15 protein-coding genes and 1 pseudogene are annotated in these 18,137 nt (G+C 68.6%); 6 read left to right on the forward strand and 10 right to left on the reverse strand.

Annotated features, from left to right (window positions below):
• Positions 1-294: 294 nt before the first annotated feature.
• From ACGFWI_RS11945 to ACGFWI_RS11960, 4 genes are all read right to left on the reverse strand, one after another.
• Positions 295-987, reverse strand: a complete 693-nt coding sequence (locus ACGFWI_RS11945; protein ID WP_393905820.1) for a TetR/AcrR family transcriptional regulator — start codon at positions 985-987, stop codon at positions 295-297.
• A gap of 145 nt (positions 988-1,132) precedes the next feature.
• On the reverse strand, positions 1,133-2,659 hold the full coding sequence (locus ACGFWI_RS11950) for an AMP-binding protein (RefSeq protein WP_393905821.1): 1,527 nt from the start codon (positions 2,657-2,659) through the stop codon (positions 1,133-1,135).
• A 189-nt stretch (positions 2,660-2,848) separates the two neighbouring features.
• Positions 2,849-3,448, reverse strand: coding sequence for an HAD family hydrolase (locus tag ACGFWI_RS11955; RefSeq protein ID WP_393905822.1), 600 nt, complete (start codon positions 3,446-3,448; stop codon positions 2,849-2,851).
• Positions 3,449-3,566: 118 nt separating this feature from the next.
• Positions 3,567-4,766, reverse strand: a complete 1,200-nt coding sequence (locus tag ACGFWI_RS11960; protein WP_393905823.1) for an acetyl-CoA C-acyltransferase — start codon at positions 4,764-4,766, stop codon at positions 3,567-3,569.
• Positions 4,767-5,244: 478 nt separating this feature from the next.
• On the opposite strand from ACGFWI_RS11960, the gene ACGFWI_RS11965 reads away from it, so the two are divergent.
• Entirely contained in the window at positions 5,245-6,126 is an 882-nt protein-coding gene (locus ACGFWI_RS11965; RefSeq protein WP_393905824.1) for an alpha/beta fold hydrolase, read from the forward strand.
• 4 nt (positions 6,127-6,130) lie between these two features.
• A complete protein-coding gene (locus tag ACGFWI_RS11970) occupies positions 6,131-6,952 on the forward strand; it encodes a hypothetical protein (protein WP_393905825.1) in 822 nt (273 codons plus the stop codon).
• Positions 6,953-6,972: 20 nt separating this feature from the next.
• Here the strand turns inward: ACGFWI_RS11970 and ACGFWI_RS11975 are convergent.
• The 6 genes and pseudogenes from ACGFWI_RS11975 to ACGFWI_RS12000 form a co-directional block, all read right to left on the reverse strand.
• Positions 6,973-7,089, reverse strand: a pseudogene (locus tag ACGFWI_RS11975) (IS481 family transposase); the annotation flags it as partial.
• 191 nt (positions 7,090-7,280) lie between these two features.
• A complete protein-coding gene (locus tag ACGFWI_RS11980) occupies positions 7,281-8,078 on the reverse strand; it encodes a DeoR/GlpR family DNA-binding transcription regulator (protein ID WP_393905826.1) in 798 nt (265 codons plus the stop codon).
• Between the two features lie 35 nt (positions 8,079-8,113).
• A complete protein-coding gene (locus tag ACGFWI_RS11985; RefSeq protein ID WP_393905827.1) occupies positions 8,114-9,163 on the reverse strand; it encodes an NAD(P)-dependent alcohol dehydrogenase in 1,050 nt (349 codons plus the stop codon).
• Between the two features lie 91 nt (positions 9,164-9,254).
• A complete protein-coding gene (locus tag ACGFWI_RS11990; RefSeq protein ID WP_393905828.1) occupies positions 9,255-10,166 on the reverse strand; it encodes a carbohydrate ABC transporter permease in 912 nt (303 codons plus the stop codon).
• Positions 10,163-11,143 carry a carbohydrate ABC transporter permease gene (locus ACGFWI_RS11995; RefSeq protein WP_393905829.1) on the reverse strand — a complete coding sequence of 327 codons (981 nt, stop codon included), beginning with the start codon at positions 11,141-11,143 and terminating at the stop codon, positions 10,163-10,165. Before ACGFWI_RS11995 ends, ACGFWI_RS11990 begins: the two co-directional genes overlap by 4 nt.
• 76 nt (positions 11,144-11,219) lie before the next feature.
• The gene (locus ACGFWI_RS12000; protein WP_393905962.1) at positions 11,220-12,527 is read right to left on the reverse strand and encodes an ABC transporter substrate-binding protein; all 1,308 of its coding nucleotides are present in this window, start codon (positions 12,525-12,527) and stop codon (positions 11,220-11,222) included.
• A gap of 928 nt (positions 12,528-13,455) precedes the next feature.
• Here ACGFWI_RS12000 and ACGFWI_RS12005 point away from each other — a divergent pair.
• The 4 genes from ACGFWI_RS12005 to ACGFWI_RS12020 all read left to right on the forward strand — a co-directional run bounded on the left by ACGFWI_RS12005 (position 13,456) and on the right by ACGFWI_RS12020 (position 18,084).
• Positions 13,456-14,571, forward strand: a complete 1,116-nt coding sequence (locus tag ACGFWI_RS12005; RefSeq protein ID WP_393905830.1) for an ABC transporter ATP-binding protein — start codon at positions 13,456-13,458, stop codon at positions 14,569-14,571.
• 354 nt (positions 14,572-14,925) lie between these two features.
• Positions 14,926-16,320, forward strand: coding sequence for an ABC transporter substrate-binding protein (locus ACGFWI_RS12010; RefSeq protein ID WP_393905831.1), 1,395 nt, complete (start codon positions 14,926-14,928; stop codon positions 16,318-16,320).
• 40 nt (positions 16,321-16,360) lie between these two features.
• Positions 16,361-17,245, forward strand: coding sequence for a carbohydrate ABC transporter permease (locus ACGFWI_RS12015; RefSeq protein ID WP_393905963.1), 885 nt, complete (start codon positions 16,361-16,363; stop codon positions 17,243-17,245).
• On the forward strand, positions 17,242-18,084 hold the full coding sequence (locus tag ACGFWI_RS12020) for a carbohydrate ABC transporter permease (protein ID WP_393905832.1): 843 nt from the start codon (positions 17,242-17,244) through the stop codon (positions 18,082-18,084). The genes ACGFWI_RS12015 and ACGFWI_RS12020 overlap by 4 nt, the downstream gene beginning before the upstream one ends.
• The last annotated feature ends 53 nt before the right edge of the window (positions 18,085-18,137 follow it).

An 18,137-nucleotide genomic window follows, 5' to 3' on the forward strand; every position in this document is an offset into this window, starting at 1 on the left:
CGGCGTCAAGTTCAACTGTTGGGTAATGGGACGCCCCGACGCAAAGCAAAAACGAGTCAACGCCTCCGCCAGACGCGAGAGATGGCCACTCGGCCGCGAGCGCCCAGCCGCGAGGCCGCTGACGGGCGCCATCGCGCACGCCGGAGACGGCACCGGCGGATCAGGGTGAATGAGTCAGGGATCGAGCGTGAAGGCTCGCGCAGGCCGGTCCTCGTCGCCGATGCGAGCGTCAGGATCCAGGATCGTCGAACGGCCGTAGGCGGCAGGCTCCACCCCGGCCGGCGCTACTGCGGATCAGCGGTGGCCGGGGAATCGCAGGGCGTTCGCCCAGAGCCGGGTGACCGTGGACACGAGTTCCTCGAAGGCCACCGGCGTACCTTCTCCTTGCCTTTCGCCGAGCACGAAGGCGTTATTGGCCATGACGCTGACCATGCCCGACAGCGCACGGGAGGCCATCATCGGATCGACCTCACCGTCTGCGACACCACGCGCCTGCAGGTCGGCGATGCCACGGGCGTTTCGGCGGATGAACGCATCCGCGCGCCGCCTTCGGAACTCATGGAACTCCGGCTCCACTTGTGCGACCTGCTCAAGCAGGCCCATCAGCTTCGCGTTCCGTTTGTAGGCCTCGAGATACGCGCGATTGCTCGCCTCGAGTACCGCATACGGATCATCGGTACTCTGCACCCGGCCCATGCCGGGGTGCATCATGTCCTCCTGCGCCTCCAGGAGGACGGCGGCAAGCACCTCTTCCTTGTTGGCGAAGTAGGTGTAGAAAGAACCCGTCGCGCAGCGAGCCTCTTTGGCGATGTCGGCCAGGCGGGCGTCAAGGTAGCCGTCCCGCTCGAACACCGTCCGCGCAGCCTTCACCAAAGCGGCGCGGGTACGCGCTCCGCGCTGCGTCGTCGGTGGCTCGCGCAGTGCCGAGAAAGGCGCCACCGGCGGCGCCTTCTCGCTGTAATTCTCCTCGGGCGCAGTAATGTCCATCCCCAAAAGGTTACTTGAATCCGACGCCAGAGTCATAAATGCGCAAGGTGCGCGCGGGGCTCGCTGACAACGGCACTCAGTTGTCCGGTGCGGCTGCGGCACTCCCGCTGTAGCCGGCCCTTCCCCTCGGCGTACTCACCGGAATTCAGTACCGGCGGGCGGGTACGTCGCCGAGTGCGGGATCGCGGGTCAGCTCCGTACGGTCGATGGAACGCTTGAGGATCTTCCCGCTCGGGCCCTTGGGCAGCGCGTCGACGAAGCGGATGATGCGCGGGACCTTGTAGGCGGACAGTCGCTCTCGTGCCCAGCTCGACACCTCAGCGGCACCCATCGCCGACCCTGGCCGGGTGGCGACGAGCGCGGCGACCTCCTCGCCGTAGTGGTCGTCGGGAACGCCGATCACGGCTGCCTCGATGATGTCCGGATGCTCGTAGAGAACCTCCTCGACCTCACCGGGGTAGACGTTGTAGCCGCCGCGGATGATCAGGTCCTTGATCCGGTCGACGATGCGCAGGTCGCCGTCCGTATCGGTTTCGCCCAGGTCGCCGGTCCGGAACCAGCCGTCGGGCGAGATCGCCGCGGCGGTGTCCGCGGGACGGTTCCAGTAGCCGCTCATCACCGTGGGTCCCTTGATATGGACCTCGCCGACAGTGCCGGGCGGGCACTCGTTACTGTCGATGTCACGCACCTGGACCTGCAGCCGCGGAACCGCCCGGCCGGTGTACCCGGTCTTGCCGCCGCGGTCGACGTCGTTGAAGGTACCGAACGCGGTGGTCTCGGTGAGCCCATAGCCTTCGAGAATGGTGCAGCCGAACCGGGTCTCGAAGGCTCGGGCAATCTCCCCGGGCAGCGACGCTCCGCCGGAGACGGCGATACGGAGCCCGGCGAAGTCCGCCGGGTTCGCCTCACCTGACGCGTGCAGCATCGCGTTCCACATGGTCGGTACGCCGGCCATGATGGTGAGTTGGTCGCGGCGCAGCATCTCCAGCATCGACGCCGGGTCGAAGCGGGCCAGCAACGACATCGAGCCGCCCACGGTCAAGGTCGCCATCATGACCGACGCCTGGCCGAACACGTGGAACAGCGGGAGTCCGGTGCCGGTGCGGTCGGCGCTCGATCCGCGGCTGCACGCGGCGCCGATCTCCCCGGCGGACAACAGGTTCCCGACGGTGAGTTGGGCCCCCTTCGGCCGCCCTGTGGTGCCCGAGGTGTACAGGATGGCTGCGGTCTCGTCGCGGTCGCGGTCGACGACGGGGGCGGGGGCGGCATCGGTGACCATCGCGCCGGGGGACAGCGTCCAGGAGGGCACCTTGAGCGTCGTGGCCGCCTCCGCGACAGCGGGACCGAGGGCGTGCCATGCGATCGCCAACGAGCACCCGGCGTCGCCGAGGACGTACGCGACCTCAGCCCGGGTGGACATCGTGTTGACCGGCACCACGACACAGCCCGCGGCCTGGATCCCCAGGTAGGCCACCACGAACTCGGGCACCGACGGCGCCGCGAGCAGCACCCGGTCCCCGGGGGACAGGCCCGCGGCGGCCACCGCGCCCGCGTACCGTGCGCCCGCGTCGTGCAGCTGCCGGTAGGTCCACTGATCCGCGCCGCCGCGCAGCGCGATGTTGTCGGGGGTGGCGGCCGCGTGGCGGCAGACCGGGTCGAAAACACTGGCCATGGACGGTGCCTCCGGGGATGTGAGCAGGTGATGCGTGCGAGTGTCACCCTCGCCCGTCAGTAGAATTGAATCCGGCCTCGACTTCAAGTCATTCGACGGCGGAAGTGTCCGGAGGTGCGTATCGCCCGGTCCGGCGGTGTCGATCCAGGGCACGACCGTTCTCCCGCGGCTGGTCAATCGGTCGACCGGTCAGGCGGTGATGCTGAAGTGTTCGGCGAGTTGGCGGCGGGTGTCGGCGGCCCCGGTGTGCAGCACGCCCCCGATGCCGATCCGCGCCGCTCCGTCGAGGTTCTGCTGCAGATCGTCGATCATGACTGCCTCCTCCGGAAGGATGCCGAGGCGTTCACAGGCGATCGCGTAAATCCGCCGGGACGGCTTGCGGATCCCGACCTCGGCGGAGATGACGACCGCATCGGCCACGGCGGCGAGGTCGACGCCCTCGTAGGTTCCGGTTCCGAACGAATTGGAGACCAGCGCAACGGGATGGCCGGCGGCACGAAGATCACCGAGCAGAGCAAGCATGTCCTGGTCGATCGACAGGCCCGCTTGCATCCGGGCCGTGAGCCCCTCAGCCGGGACGTCGGCGCCGTGCGCGCGGAGACGCTCGGCGAATCCTCGCTCGAAGGCCTCGGCGTCGATTCGGCCGCACTCGTGGTCTGCCAGCAGCGTGCGCGATGGCTGATCCCGGCTGAGGAGGTCCAGCGGCAGGCGCGGGTTACCGCCGAGCGAGGCGCCGAATTCGGTGAAAGCCCGCAACACACTGGAGGTGATGACGCCGCCGAAGTCCACGAGGACCGCGGTTCGGGCCTTTCCCACCACGTTCGACACAGTATCCACACCCTCTCGCGGCCGGCTTCCCACCGGCCCATTCGACGACAACCACATTCCGTCGGCCCTCAGTGAGAATCTAGGCAACCTCGAACAGCCCGGCCGCACCCATTCCGCCGCCGACGCACATCGAGATCACCACATACCTGACGCCGCGGCGCTTGCCCTCGATCAGCGCGTGCCCCACCAGGCGGGCACCGGTCATTCCGTACGGATGGCCGACGGAGATTCCACCGCCATTGACGTTGAACCGCTCCGGGTCGATGTTCAATTCGTCGCGGCAGTACAGCGCCTGGGAAGCGAACGCCTCGTTGAGTTCCCAGAGACCGATGTCGTCGAGGGTGAGGTCGTGCTGCTTCAGCAGTTTCGGAATGGCGACCACCGGACCGATCCCCATCTCGTCCGGCCCGCAACCGGCAACGGCCATACCCCGGTACACGCCCAGCGGCTCCAGTCCGCGGCGCTCGGCTTCCTTCGCCTCCATCAACACCGACGCCGAAGCACCGTCCGACAACTGCGAGGAGTTGCCCGCCGTCACGCTGGAACGCGCGGTCACCTGACCGTCCGGCAGCACCGGCGCCAACCCGGCCAGACCCTCGAAGGTGGTCGACGCGCGGTTGCCCTCGTCCCGGGTCAGGGTCACGGCCTCGTCCCGCACCTCCCCCGACTGCTTGTCCAGGACCTTCTTGACGCTCTCGAACGCGACGATCTCCTGGTCGAACCGCCCGGCCTCTTGCGCCGCCGCGGTGCGCTGCTGCGACGCCAGCGCGAACTCGTCCTGGCGCTCCCGGCTCACGCCGTAGCGTTCGGCGACGATCTCCGCCGTCTGCAACATCGGCATGTAGATGCTCGGCTTGTGCTCGACCAGCCAGGGATCCGCCGCGCGGTGGGTGTTCATGTGATCGTTCTGCACCAGCGAGATCGACTCGACGCCGCCGCCGACAGCGACCTGCATGCCGTCCGCGACGATCTGCTTGGCGGCCGTCGCGACGGCCATCAGACCCGACGAGCACTGCCGGTCGATGGTCATCCCCGACACCGTGTCCGGAAGTCCGGCACGGAGAGTGGCCTGGCGCGCGACATTGAAACCGGCGGCCCCCTGCTGCGCGGCGCAGCCGAAGATCACGTCCTCGACCTCGCCCCCTTCGAGCCCGGCGCGCTGCACCGCGTGCGAGAGCGCATGGCCGGCAAGTTCCTGCGCCTGGGTGTCGTTGAACGCGCCGCGGTACGCCTTCCCGATCGGCGTCCGTGCCGTCGAAACGATGACTGCTTCCCTCATGTCGCCTCACTGCTTTCTGTCGGTCCGGGTCGTCCGGGAGCTTCAGGGCTGGAATCGCGAGCTCCGTGCGCCGGGCTCGCTGCCGGTAGGCAGTGCCGAACGCCAACTGGGGCGCTGCGAGCAGTCGTTGGCCGTCTCCTCCGTCTTGCGGTGAGAGGTGCCACGGTCCCCGAGGTGACCGGAGCCAGCCTCTCGACCGGTTATAGTTGAATTCGGCGTCAGGTTCAACCTTCCTCCTGGGTGCTCGGAAGCGTAGGGTCACGATGCGGCACCGAGGGTGACGGGAGCCCTTCTTGAGGCTTTGCTCGTGGCGCGGCCCAGACAAGCGCCCCGCGGGCCGGAATCCGCTCGCCTGGCTCGGTGCCTGGCCAAAAGGGCGGCGTGCGGCTGCCGTTGCGAGAAGGCGCGCGCCCTCGACCTTGACAATCCACTTGCACGGCTGAAGGCTGACCAACCAGTCGGTATGAAGAGGTGGATTGTGACCGAGCTGAGCATCTCCACCGCCGCGGGCGTCTTCGACGCGATCGTGGCGGGTCCGCCCGAGGGCCGCCCGGTGCTGTTGTTGCACGGCTTCCCGCAGACGGGTCGGGTGTGGCAACGGCAGATCGCGGCGTTGACCGCCCACGGCTACCGGGTGGTGGCGCCCGACCAGCGTGGCTACTCCCCCGGGGCCCGCCCCGAACGGCCCGAGGACTACCGCATCAGCGCCCTGGTCCACGATGTGGTCGCGATCACGGAGGAACTGGGCTGGGCGACGTTCGACCTGGTCGGACATGACTGGGGCGGCGCCGTGGCGTGGTGGACCGCCGATGCCCACCCGGGCCGCATACGTACCCTGACGATTGTCTCGACCCCGCACCCCGGCGCTCTGGCCAGCACCCTGCGCACCGACCAGGACCAGCGCGAACGATCGCGCTACATGATCGACTGGCGCGAAACGCCCGCGACCGAAGAGCGCATGCTCGCAGGCGATGCCAAGGAGCTTCGCGCCGCTTACGCCGGAAAGATCCCACAGGCCAGTGCCGAGGCCTATGTGCGACACCTGTCCCAACCGGGCGCTCTCACCGCCGCGTTGAACTGGTACCGGGCCGGCCGCCCTGACGGCGTGATCGGCAGCATCGACGTGCCCACGCTGTACGTCTGGAGCACGGAGGACAGCGCGTTCGGCCCGGCGGCCGCGCAGGAGACCGGCCAGTGGATCAACGGACCGTACCGGTTCGAAACCCTCCAGGGCGTCAGCCACTGGGTGCCCGAGGAGACGCCCGAGACGCTGAGCCGCCTGCTGCTCGAACATCTGCGAACGCACGGCGAGTACGGAACCACAGCGCATACCCCGTCCATGGACTCTCAGAAGAGGTGACCGCATGAAGACAGCGCGAGCAGCCTGGCGCCGACTCGAGCCCGTTCACGCCATGATCTATTTCGCCCCCGAGGGAAGGCGGCGGTACGCGGACCTCGGGCTGAGCGCACGCGCCGGGTACTTCGCCTCCCGGAGCGCCGCCTTCGGCCGGGCATCCTCTGAGCTGGTCATCTCGACCTTCTACAACTTCAACCCTGGTCTCGTACGGAAGGCGATCGACGGGGCCTGGGACACGGCGACGCCGCAGCAGGTGCTGGACGCGCGGCACGCCGCCGCGAGCGAGGCCCTGCAACGGGCCGGGATCCACGAACTCCCCGCTTTGGACGAGGTCCTGGCGCTGACCCGCAGGGCCGCCGAGACGGCCCGCGAACACGCGCAGGGCCGCCCGCTGTTCGCCGCGCATGCCGCGCTGCCCTGGCCGGAGGAACCGGTACTGCGACTGTGGCACGCCCAGACGCTGCTGCGGGAGTTCCGTGGTGACGGCCATGTCGCGTGCTTGCTGAGCGAGGGCATCGGGGGCTTGGAGTCCCTGATTCTGCATGCCGCCACGGGTGAGGTCCCCGTCGACTTCCTCAAGGCAAGCCGCGCCTGGCCCGAGGAGGAGTGGGTCGACACCGAGGAGCGCCTGCGCACCCGAGGTCTCCTCGACGGCGACTCCTTGAGCGCGGAAGGCGTACGCCTGCGCCAACACATCGAGGACCGCACCGACCGCTTGGCCCTTCCCGCCTACGCGGCCCTGGGTGACGCGGACTGCGAACGTCTCGCCGAACTCGCAAGCCCCTTCGGTCGCGCCGTCGTCGACGCCGGCCTCCTCAAGCTCGACTGACCCTTCACGCCCCTCCGCTGCGTCGGCGAGACCTGGAAACGCTCGGCCGCCCGACGCAGCGGCCCTCCGTCCTCGACGACGCAGCGGGCCAGACGCAGCCGTCCGGTCTCGGTCAGAGGTGCATTACGGTGAGGCACGAGGGCCTTTCTGGTCGCCGGTGCAGATGTCGCAGTCCACACCAGGCCAGAGGGCCCTCACCCATTTCAAGACCCCCCAGCCGAGTCCTGCGTCACCAGCCTCCGTGGAAAGAACACCTGGGTCTGTTGTCCCAGCAGGTCAGCATGTGCACCCCGAGGGCGGCTTCGATGGCCGGACGGCAGCACTCAGGTCATGTCGTGGGGTCGATGACCTCGACCGGTACCCCGAGGTCGCGGATGGCCGCGATCTCGCTTTCGGGAGTGGCGGAGTCCGTGATGACCGTCTCGTAGGCGCTGATCGCTCCGAACGCGTGGGTGGCGGTCTTGCCGAATTTGGAGTGGTCGGCGAGCAGCAGGGCGCGGTCGGAACAGGCGATCATGGACTCCTTGACGTCCGCGTATTCCCGCAAGGGGTGGTAGAGCCGTCCTTCGAGAATGGCGGTGGCGGACATCAGGGCGATGTTGGCCTGAATCCGGGACAGTGCGCGGGCGACCTCGGGTCCGGTGCACGAGTTGAACTCGCCGCGGTACTGGCCACCCAGGAGCGTGACCGTCATGTCCGGTGCGGTGCCAAGGAGTTGGGCGATGCCGACCGAGTTGGTGACCACCGTGAGCTGCTCGATGCCCATGAGGTGGGCAGCCAGCGGGTACAGCGTGGTGGAGTCGTCCATCACCACCGTGCTGCCGGGCTGGATCCACGCTGCCGCGGTCGCACAGATGGCTTTCTTGGCCGACAGGTTTTCGCCCTCACGGAAGCGGGTGGCGGTCTCCATGGTCAGGGCGGGGAAGGCGACGGCCCGGCCGCGCTTCTTGCGGAGCAGATGACGGCCGGCCAGGTCGTCGAGGTCGCGGTGCATCGTCATCAGACTGACCTGGAAGCGGTCCGCCAGCTCGTCGATACGGCTCTCGCCGTGCTCGACGACATAGCGCAGGATGCTCTGGCGTCGCTGATCGACGGTGGCCTGCGACGACCGTGCCTTGTTGGGCACGTATGTCTCCCTTCCCGGCCCTGCCGACAGGGCGGTCAGTACTCCTGCGGACGCACGACGGACTTGATCGCGGTCCGGTCGAGGGCACCCGCGGTGAGTGCTCGTTCGGTGTCCTCCAGCCGGTGACGGTGGGTTACCAGCCGGTCGAGTGCGACCTCGCCGGAGGCAGCCAGTGAGACCGCCGTCGGCCAGGTGTTGGCGTAGCGGAATGTGCCGGTGACCTCGATCTCGAAGTTTTGCACATGTGCCAAGGGGAGCGGGATCGTGTCGCCGCCCATGCCGATCAGGACGACCTGCCCGGCGCGGCCCACCGCGCGTATCGCCTCGTCCGCGGCTGCCGGGGCTCCGGAGCACTCCAGAAGCACGTCGGGCTCGAATCCGGTCTCGGCGATCCGGGTGGTGCGGGCGTCCACGGTGTGCGAGGCGCCCAGCTCGCGGGCCAGGTCGAGGCGGTGCGGCGCGATGTCTGTGACCATGACCTCGGCGGCGCCGAAGGCGCGGGCGGTCTGGGCGGCAATCAGGCCGATGGGCCCGGCACCGGTGACCAGCACCCGCGACCCCGGGGAGACGCGGGCCTTGCGGCAGGCCGATACGCCGACGGACAAGGGCTCCAGCAGAGCGGCGGCATCCGCGCTCAGGCTGTCGGGGACGGGGTGCGCGAAGTCCTCGTCCACGGCCACGTATTCGCACAGGGCGCCGTCGACGGGCGGTGTGGCGTAGAAGGAAACCTCGGGACAGAGGTTGTAGCGGCCCGTCCGGCACTGGGCGCAGCGTGCGCACGGGATGCCGGGTTCGAGGGACACGCGTCCGCCGACGGGGTGAAAGCCGGCGCCCGGTCCGCGGGCGACGACCGTGCCGCTGGGCTCGTGGCCGAGCACCATGGGGGCGCGTACGACGAAGTCTCCTATCCGGCCGTGTTCGTAGTAGTGGACGTCGGAGCCGCAGATGCCGACCGCTTCGACGCGGACGAGTACCTGGCCGGGACCCGGGACCGGTACCCGCCGCTCCTCGATGACGAGGTCCTTGGGCGCGCGGAGCACGGCGGCGCGCATGGTGGCGGGGATGTGCGAGGGCAGAGGATTCACAGTCGTCCTTCGTGCGGGGTCGGCAGGTCGGGGCCGGCGGGTGCGGGCCAGGTCATGCGCGCTGGATGGTCCGGCCGGAGGTTTCGGTCGCTCACTTCACAGCGCCCAGGGACAGCCCCTGGACGAGCTTGTCCTGGGCCGCGAAGCCGGCGGCGAGCACGGGGAGGGAGATGAGGGTGGCTGCGGCGCAGACCTGGGCGAGGAACAGTCCTTCGCTGGTGACGAAGCCGGTCAGGAAGACGGGCGAGGTGGCCGCCGTCACGCCCGTGAGGACACGCGCGAACAGCATCTCGTTCCAGCTGAAGATGAAACAGATGAGCGCGGTCGCGGCGATGCCCGGAGCTGCTATCGGTGCCACGATGCGGCGCAGAGTGGTGAGCAGACCGGCGCCGTCGATCTGGGCGGCCTCCAGGATCGCGATCGGCACCTCGGCGAGGAAGGATCGCATCATCCACACAGCGATCGGCAGGTTCATGGACGTGTAGAGGATGACGAGCAGCCAGATGTTGTCCAGCAGACCGGTGTTCTTGGCGAACAGGTAGATGGGCAGCAGGCCCGCCACCGTCGGCAGCATCTTGGTGGACAGGAAGAAGAACAGCACATCCCGCCACTTGTGTACCGGCTTGATGGCCAGGGCGTAGGCCGCCGGTACCGCCAGCAGGAGCACGAGAGCGGTGGAGCCGATACTGGCGGACGCCGAGTTGATCAGCGCGGGCAGCGGGCTCTGGCCGGTGGTGCTGCCGAAGAATTCCCGGTAGCCGGACAGCGTCAGGTGGGCCGCGATCGACGGGGGATTGGTCGCGGCGTCCGTCTCGGAGTGGAAAGAGGTGAGCACCATCCACGCCACCGGGAGGAAGAAGAAGAGCCCGGTGACCCAGGCGGTCAGCCCCCAGACTTTGTGCCATCCCTTCTTCCGTCGGGCCGACGGGGGCTGTGGCAGGCGGTGGCGTGCGGTCCTGGTGGGCGGCGGCGCGCTGCTACCGGTGTGGAGCTGGGTGGTCATCGTTGGATCTCCTCGCGGAACAGCGACGACACCACGCGCAGGGCGAAGGTCGCGATGATGATCGTGGCGACGAGGACGACCACGGCGTTGGCCGATGCCTGGCCGTACTCGTGCGCCTGGTAGAAGGTCTCGTAGATCGAATACGGCAGGTTGGCGGTGCCGAGTCCACCGGACGTGATGGTGAAGACGGCGTCGAAGTTCTGCACGATGTAGATGGACCCGAGCAGCGTGCCCAGCTCCAGGTAACGGCGCAGATGGGGCAGGGTGAGGTGGCGGAAGATCTGCCAGGGGTTCGCGCCGTCGACCCGGGCGGCCTCGATGGCGTCCGCGGGCTGGCTCTGCAGGCCGGCCAGCAGGATCAGCATCATGAACGGCGTCCACTGCCAGATCAGGGATGTCTCCACCGCGGTCTTGGGCATGGTGGAGAGCCAGTCCGGCTGCGTCGGGTGGTGACTGCCGAAGAGCTGGCCGACCCAGGTAAGAAGCCCGTTGAGCAGGCCGTAGTTGGGGTTGTAGAGGGCGTCTTTCCACAGCAGTGCCGCGGCCACCGGCACGAGCAGGAACGGTGCGATGAACAGCGTCCGCACGATGCCGCGGCCGAGGAATGCCCGGTTGAGCAGCAGCGCGATGGCCAGACCGAGCACCAGGGAGACGGCGACGATGGCCACGGTCATGACGACGGTCGTGCCTACCGCGGCGCGCAACTCACCGTCGGTGAACACCCGCGCGTAGTTGGACAGCCCGGTGAAGTGACGGGACGTGGGATCGAGGGAGTTCCAGCTGAACGAGGAGATCACCAGGGTCACGACGAAGGGCAGTTGCGTGACGACGACCAGGAAGATCATCGCGGGGAGCAGCGGAGCACGCCGCGCCCAGGCGCCCGTTCTGGCCAGTCGGGTGCGCGGTTCGGGGCCGGGTGACCGGCTGCTCGCGGCCACCCGCGCGGTCGTGCTGGTGGCGCGGTTGATCAGGCTCATGTCTGTCTCTCATCTGGGGCTGAAGGGGTTCCGAGGGATGTCCGGCCCGACCCGGGCCGGGCCGGACGCCCTTGGGTCAGCGGTATTTCTTGGCGATCTGTTCGGTGAGCTGCTGGCCCTTGTTGAGCGCAGCCGGAACCGTCGTATGACCGGCTATGGCCGAGCTGACGCCCTGTGAGACCTGGGTGCCCAGGCTGGTGAATTCCGGGATGCCGACGAATTGGATGCCGGCGGTCGGCCGGGGTTGCACACCCGGGTGGCGCGGGTCTGCCGTGCTGATGGCGTTCAACGTCGGTTCCGCGAAAGCGGAAGCGGATTTGCGGTAGTCCACGTTCGTGTACGTCGAGGCGCGCTTGCCGGCGGGGATACGGGACCAGCCGAGCTTGTCCCCGGCCAGCTTCTCGTAGCCCTTGCTCGACGCCCAGGAGATGAACTTCCAGGCGTCGTCCTGGTGCTTGCTCGCCTTCTCGATGCTCCATGCCCAGGTGGCCAGCCAGCCCGAGCTATCGGTCTTCTCGACCGGCGCGGCAACGTATCCGACCTTTCCGGCCACCTTGGACTGCTTGGGGTCTTCCAGGGCGCCCGCGCCGGAGGTGGCGTCGTACCACATGGCGGTCTTGCCCTGGCTCATGTTGTTCAGGCACTCGGTGAAACCGGCCTGTGAAGCGCCGGCCTCGCCGTGCTTGCGCACCAGGTCGACGTAGAACTTCGTGGCCTTCTGGAATGGCTTCGAGTCCACCTGGGCCTGCCAGTCCTTGGTGAACCAGGTGCCGCCGAAGGTGTTGACGACCGTGGTCAGCGGTGCGAACAGCTCACCCCATCCCGGCTGCCCGCGCAGACAGATGCCGCGCATCCCCGGTTTGGCGCCGTCGGCCTTGGCAGCCAGGTCGGCCACCTGCTGCCAGGTCGGGTGGGCGGGCATGGTCAGGTGCTTGGCCGCGAAGACGTCCTTGCGGTACATGAGGAACGACGACTCGCCGTAGAAGGGCTCGGCGTAGAGCTTGCCGTCGGCCGCGGTGAGCGACTCGGCCATGGGCTTGAGGATGTCGCCCTGGTCGAACGCCTGGTCCTTTGCCACCTGGGAGTCGAGCGGGGTGAGCCAGCCGTTCTTGGCGTAGAAGGGCACCTCGTAGTTGGTGAGCGTGGCCACGTCGTACTGGCCGGCCTGGTTGGAGAACTCCTGGCTGGCCTTGTCCCGCAGGTCGTTCTCCGGGAGAACGGTGAAATTGACGTGGATGCCGGTCTGCCGGGTGAAGTTCTGCGCGGTGAGCTTCCGCAGGTCCTCCATCTGGGGGTTGTTCACCATCAGCACGCTGATCGAGCGACCACCGCCGCCGGCCGCGGTGCCGCCGGCGCCGGCACAACCGGTTGCCACCAGCGTCATGCCGGTGAGAACGGCTACCGCGCAGAACGGCTTTGACCTGAATCTGATCACTGCTCCTCCTTGAGAGGTGGGACTGAGTGACGCGCGAGCCGCGGGGCCCTGCACGGTGGTGCGCTGATGTGGTCCCGGCACCCGGGGTGGAAGGTGCCGGGACCACTGCCTGACTGGGGCGGTGTGAACCCGCGGTGGACTCGTACGGATCCGCGCAGGCAGGGGGTGGGGAGCGATCAGCAGACAAGAGGCCGGCGTGGATGACGCCGTACCCGTCACTGCTGGGGAGGGGATCCAGCGGCGCTCTCCGGACGGGGAAGGGAAGGCACCGCTGGACGTCGTTCCTCCAGGGCGCGGTCGGGAGCAGCGATTGCTGACCGAAGGGAGGCGCGCCTGGACGAGGTGGGGATGGCCGTACGCGCTCCGGGGGTGGCAGAACGCGAAGGGGCACTGAAGGCATTGTTACCGGAAGAGCTCGACATTGTTAACACTTCTTGCGAGAAATTGTTGCTAGATCTATCGTCGTGCCATCGCCCGGAGTCCAGCAGCGCACCGACTCCGACGCGGAACCCGAGCCCTCGGTCACAGCCCCGGAGAACAGATGATCACTGTCGTCGGCGAGGCCCTGGTGGATCTGGTGCAAGCCGCCGGAGCGCCGTCCCCCCACACCGGACATCCCGGCGGTTCCCCCGCCAACGTCGCCACGTCTCTGGCCAGACGACCGGAGCGGCGGCGCACGCTACGACTTCCGGATCAGCGGGGGTCACCTGTACGCGCCCCGGCGCCGATCCCCCCACGCTTCGGGAACTGCGCGGCTTCCGGCCCCAAGGACAGCTCGCGACCCCCTGACCCGTACCGCGGGATGCGTCCGCGCTGCCCGCACCACCTTCTACTCGGATCGTCCGGCACGTTCCTGCCGGTGAAGGGACCCACCACCATGGCCACTGTCACGTTCGACAAAGCGACCCGTAACTATCCCGGCTCCGACCGGGCGGCCGTCGACGCGCTGGAGCTCGACATCGCGGACGGCGAATTCCTCGTACTCGTCGGGCCGTCCGGCTGCGGCAAGTCCACCTCCCTTCGGATGCTCGCCGGGCTCGAAGACGTCAACGACGGAGCGATCCGCATCGGGGACCGCGAGGTGACCCAGCTGCCGCCGAAGGACCGGGACGTCGCCATGGTGTTCCAGAACTACGCGCTGTACCCGCACATGACCGTGGCCGACAACATGGGCTTCGCGCTCAAGATCGCCAGGGTGAACAAGGCGGACATCCGCACGCGGGTCGAGGAGGCCGCGAAGATCCTCGACCTGACCGAGTACTTGGACCGCAAGCCGAAGGCGCTCTCCGGAGGCCAGCGCCAGCGTGTGGCCATGGGCCGTGCCATCGTCCGCGAACCCCAGGTCTTCCTCATGGACGAACCGCTGTCGAACCTCGACGCCAAGCTGCGGGTCCAGACGCGTACGCAGATTGCGAGCCTGCAGCGGCGGCTCGGGACGACCACGGTGTATGTCACGCACGATCAAGTCGAGGCGATGACGATGGGTGACCGGGTCGCCGTGCTCAAGGACGGTCTGCTCCAGCAGGTGGACTCACCGCGCAACCTGTACGACCGGCCCGCCAATCTCTTCGTGGCGGGATTCATCGGGTCCCCGGCCATGAACCTGGTCGAGGTGGCGATCACGGACGGCGGGGTGAAGTTCGGCAACAGCGTCGTGCCGGTCAACCGCGAGGCGCTCGCCGCCGCCGGCAACGCCGAGGGCACGGTGACCGTCGGGGTACGCCCCGAGCACTTCGACATCGCGGACGGCGACGCCGCCCCGCTCGCCAAGAACGCACCGGCCGGTGTCGCGATCACCGTCAATGTGGTGGAGGAGCTCGGCGCGGACGGGTACGTCCACGGCACCGCCGACATGGGCGGTGAACACAAGGACATCGTGGTCCGCGTCGGCGGCCGCCGGATACCGCGCAAGGGCGACGTCCTGCACGTCGTCCCGCACCCCGGCGAGATCCACGTCTTCTCCACCTCCACCGGCGAACGCCTCAGCGACTGACGCCATGCCCTCCGGCCGTCCGTTGCGAGCTCCCAGCGACCGGTTGCCGGTCCACCGGTGGACGGAGAAGCGCCGTCCGGCGCCCGCGGGCCCGGGGCAGGGGACGGACATGCGGTCCTCGGCCGCGTGTCCGTCCCCTGCGGCAACCGGGGTCATGCGACGATCGCGCAACGAGCGGTCCACGAGCCGCAGTCAGCCTGCCCGACGGCTTCGGACCGGTCGCTGCTCAGCCGGCCGGTGCGCGTGCCCGTCGGCGGACAACGCGGCCGGATACGGCCGGAGTCACGAATCCTGGTGTGCTGCCGCACTTCTGACACCGGTCCCGTCGGCGTGCACCACCGGGGAGGAACCGGCATGTCCCAGCTGATCCGGGCACGGCGGCTGACGGCACCCGCGGCCACCGCCTTCGTGATGAGTCTCCTGGCGGCCGGTTGCACCGGATTCGGAGCGATCGGTGGCACCCCCGGCGGGACGACCGTCACCGTGGCCATCGTCGCCAATCCGCAGATGCAGGACGTGGAGACCCTCACGCCGGACTTCGAGCGATCTCACCCGGGCATCCGCGTGCACTACGTGACGCTGCCGGAGAACGAGGCGCGACAGAAGATCACCGAGTCGGTTGCCACCGGTAGCCGTGAGTTCGACGTCGTCATGATCAGCAATTACGAGACGCCCATGTGGGCGCGCAACGGCTGGCTGACCGACCTGCAGCCGCCGGCTGACCGAACCCCCGGCTACGACCCGGCCGACTTCCTCGGCCCGATCCGCAAGGCCCTCTCCTACCGCGGTCACCTCTACTCGGTCCCGTTTTACGGCGAGTCGTCGTTCCTGATGTACCGCAAGGACCTCTTCGCCGCCCGCCACCTGACCATGCCGCCCCACCCCACCTGGCGGCAGGTGGCGCATTTCGCCGACAGGCTCCACGACCCCCGGCACGGCCGGGCGGGGATCTGCCTGCGCGGCGCCCCCGGCTGGGGCCAGGTGCTCGCCCCGCTGGACACGGTGATCAACACCTTCGGCGGCCGCTGGTACGACATGCGGTGGAAAGCCCAGCTCATGTCACCGGCCGTGCGACGGGCCGTGGGCTTCTACGTCGATCTGGTGCGCCGGGACGGCGAGCCCGCGGCGGCCGCCGCGGGCTTCACCGAGTGCGCCACCCACTTCGCGCAGGGCAACGCCGCCATGTGGTACGACGCGACCTCGGCGGCCGGACTGCTGGAGGACCCGGCGAGCAGCAAAGTGGTCGGCAAGGTCGGCTATGTGGCCGCCCCGGTGGAGGCGACGGCGTCGTCGGGCTGGCTCTACTCCTGGTCGTTCGGTATCCCCACCACCACCCTGCACAAGGACGCGGCCTGGCAGTTCATCTCCTGGGCCACCTCGCGGGACTACATCAAGCTGGTGGGGCACAAGCTGGGCTGGTCCAGGCTGCCGCCGGGCAGCCGGGAGTCCACCTACACCCTTCCGCGGTACCGGAAGATCTCACGGGCGTTCAGCGGGCCGACGCTGGCGGCGATCCGCCAGGCCGACCCGGAACACCCGACCGTGCAGCCCGTGCCGTACACCGGCGTGCAGTTTCTGGACATCCCCGAGTTCCAGGACCTGGGCACCCGGGTGAGCCAGCAGATCAACGCCGCGATCGCCGGGCAGCAGTCCGTGCGGGCCGCGCTGGACCAGTCCCAGCAGTACGCGCAGACCGTCGGCCGTGGCTACCAACAGCCCAGTCACCGGGAGGGACACCGTGGTGGGTGACGCCGCCCTGCCGGCCGGCTCCGTGGCGGCGGCCGGACCGATGGCTCCGACGACGTGGCGTCGCAGGTGGCCGCTCCTGCCGGCGCTGCTCTACACGGTCGTCGTCACGCAGGTGCCCTTCGTCTTCACGGTGTTCTACTCGTTCCAGTCCTGGAACCTGGTGCGGCCCGGGTCGGAGCGCTGGGTCGGTCTGGCCAACTATGCGAACGTCTTCACCGACAACGCCTTCCGCAGCGCCCTGTTCACCGAGATCGAGATGACCGTGCTCGCGGTGGCCCTCGCCATGGCGCTCGGTGTGCCCCTGGCCGGGCTGCTCGACCGCCGGTTCCCGGGCCGTGGCGTGGCGCGCACCCTGCTGATCTCACCGTTCCTGGTCATGCCGACGGTATCGGGACTGCTGTGGAAGACCACGATGCTCGATCCGGCCTACGGCATCGTCAGCCATGTGCTGTCGTGGTTCGGCGTGCCGCCCACCGACTTCGTCAGCCGGTTCCCGATGGCGTCCGTGGTGGCCGTACTGGTGTGGCAGTGGACGCCGTTCATGATGCTGATCGTGCTGGCCGGGCTGCAGAGCCAGGCGGCCGATGTCCTGGAGGCCGCTCGGGTGGACGGCGCCGGCCCGTGGACGACGTTCCGGTGGATCACCCTGCCGCACCTGCGCCGCTACATCGAACTGGGCATGCTGCTGGGCGCGATCTACCTGGTCAACACCTTCGACGTGATCTACATGATGACTCAGGGCGGGCCGGGCACGCGCACCACCAACCTGCCCTACTACGTCTATCAGCGGGCCTTCCTCGGCTTTGACGTCGGCCAGGCGTCCGCGTTGGGCGTGGTCACCGTGGCCGGCACGATCGTGGTCGCCTCGGTGGCCCTGCGCTTGCTGTTCACCGTGTTCTCCGGCACGGAGAGGAGCGCGGGATGACCCCTCCCACCCACCGTCCGTCGCGCCGCCGTCGGCTCGGGCGCAGTGCCTGGACCACCGGCGCGTGGTTGGCCGCGATCGTGTTCTTCTTTCCGGTGCTGTGGATGGTACTCACGGCGTTCAAGCCCGAGTCCGCCGCCTACACCCGCACGCCGCACCTCGTCTTCTCCCCGACACTGGCCCAGTTCCGCGCGGTGTTCTCCAGTGGCATCGGCCCGTATCTCGCCAACTCCGCGCTGGCCTCGGTCGTTTCCACGGTTCTCGCGCTGATCCTGGCGGCCCCGGCGGCCTACGCCCTGTCCGTCCGGCCCGTGAAGAAGTGGCGCAACGCGCTGTTTTTCTTCATCTCCACCAAGATGCTCCCGGTCGTGGCCGCGATCATTCCCCTCTACCTGGCCGTGCGCGACCTCGGTGCGCTGGACGGCATCGGCGCGCTGATCATCTTGTACGCGGCCATGAACCTGCCCATCGCGGTGTGGATGCTGCGTTCCTTCTTCCTCGAAGTCCCCCGCGAGGTGCTGGAAGCCGCCCGGGTGGACGGTGCCACCACGCGCCAGGAACTGACCGCCGTGCTGCTCCCCATGGTCCTGCCGGGGATCACCGCGACCTCCCTGATCTGCCTGATCTTCTCCTGGAACGAATTCTTCCTCGCGCTCAACCTGACCTCGTTCCGTGCCGCCACCATCCCGGTGTTCCTCGTCGGCTTCATCACCAGCGAGGGCCTGTACTGGGCGAAGCTGTCCGCCGCCGCCACGCTGGCCTGCCTTCCGGTCCTGCTCGCCGGCTGGACCGCCCAGCGGCAACTCGTGCGCGGCCTGTCCATGGGCGCCGTCAAGTGAGGGCGCCACCCAGCACCCTCGCGGAAGGGACGGCCCCGCCGCGCCGGCCCCCG

Source organism: Streptomyces sp. NPDC048434 (genome assembly GCF_043200375.1).
GTDB lineage: Bacteria > Actinomycetota > Actinomycetes > Streptomycetales > Streptomycetaceae > Streptomyces.

Excerpts from the sequence above, each read along its gene's own strand:
- ACGFWI_RS11945 (WP_393905820.1), bottom strand. The coding sequence starts at position 987 with ATGGACATTACTGCGCCCGAGGAGAATTACAGCGAGAAGGCGCCGCCG.
- ACGFWI_RS11950 (WP_393905821.1), bottom strand. The coding sequence starts at position 2,659 with ATGGCCAGTGTTTTCGACCCGGTCTGCCGCCACGCGGCCGCCACCCCC.
- ACGFWI_RS11960 (WP_393905823.1), bottom strand. The coding sequence starts at position 4,766 with ATGAGGGAAGCAGTCATCGTTTCGACGGCACGGACGCCGATCGGGAAG.
- ACGFWI_RS11970 (WP_393905825.1), top strand. The coding sequence starts at position 6,131 with ATGAAGACAGCGCGAGCAGCCTGGCGCCGACTCGAGCCCGTTCACGCC.
- ACGFWI_RS11990 (WP_393905828.1), bottom strand. The coding sequence starts at position 10,166 with ATGACCACCCAGCTCCACACCGGTAGCAGCGCGCCGCCGCCCACCAGG.
- ACGFWI_RS11995 (WP_393905829.1), bottom strand. The coding sequence starts at position 11,143 with ATGAGCCTGATCAACCGCGCCACCAGCACGACCGCGCGGGTGGCCGCG.
- ACGFWI_RS12000 (WP_393905962.1), bottom strand. The coding sequence starts at position 12,527 with ATGACGCTGGTGGCAACCGGTTGTGCCGGCGCCGGCGGCACCGCGGCC.
- ACGFWI_RS12005 (WP_393905830.1), top strand. The coding sequence starts at position 13,456 with ATGGCCACTGTCACGTTCGACAAAGCGACCCGTAACTATCCCGGCTCC.
- ACGFWI_RS12010 (WP_393905831.1), top strand. The coding sequence starts at position 14,926 with ATGTCCCAGCTGATCCGGGCACGGCGGCTGACGGCACCCGCGGCCACC.
- ACGFWI_RS12015 (WP_393905963.1), top strand. The coding sequence starts at position 16,361 with ATGGCTCCGACGACGTGGCGTCGCAGGTGGCCGCTCCTGCCGGCGCTG.
- ACGFWI_RS12020 (WP_393905832.1), top strand. The coding sequence starts at position 17,242 with ATGACCCCTCCCACCCACCGTCCGTCGCGCCGCCGTCGGCTCGGGCGC.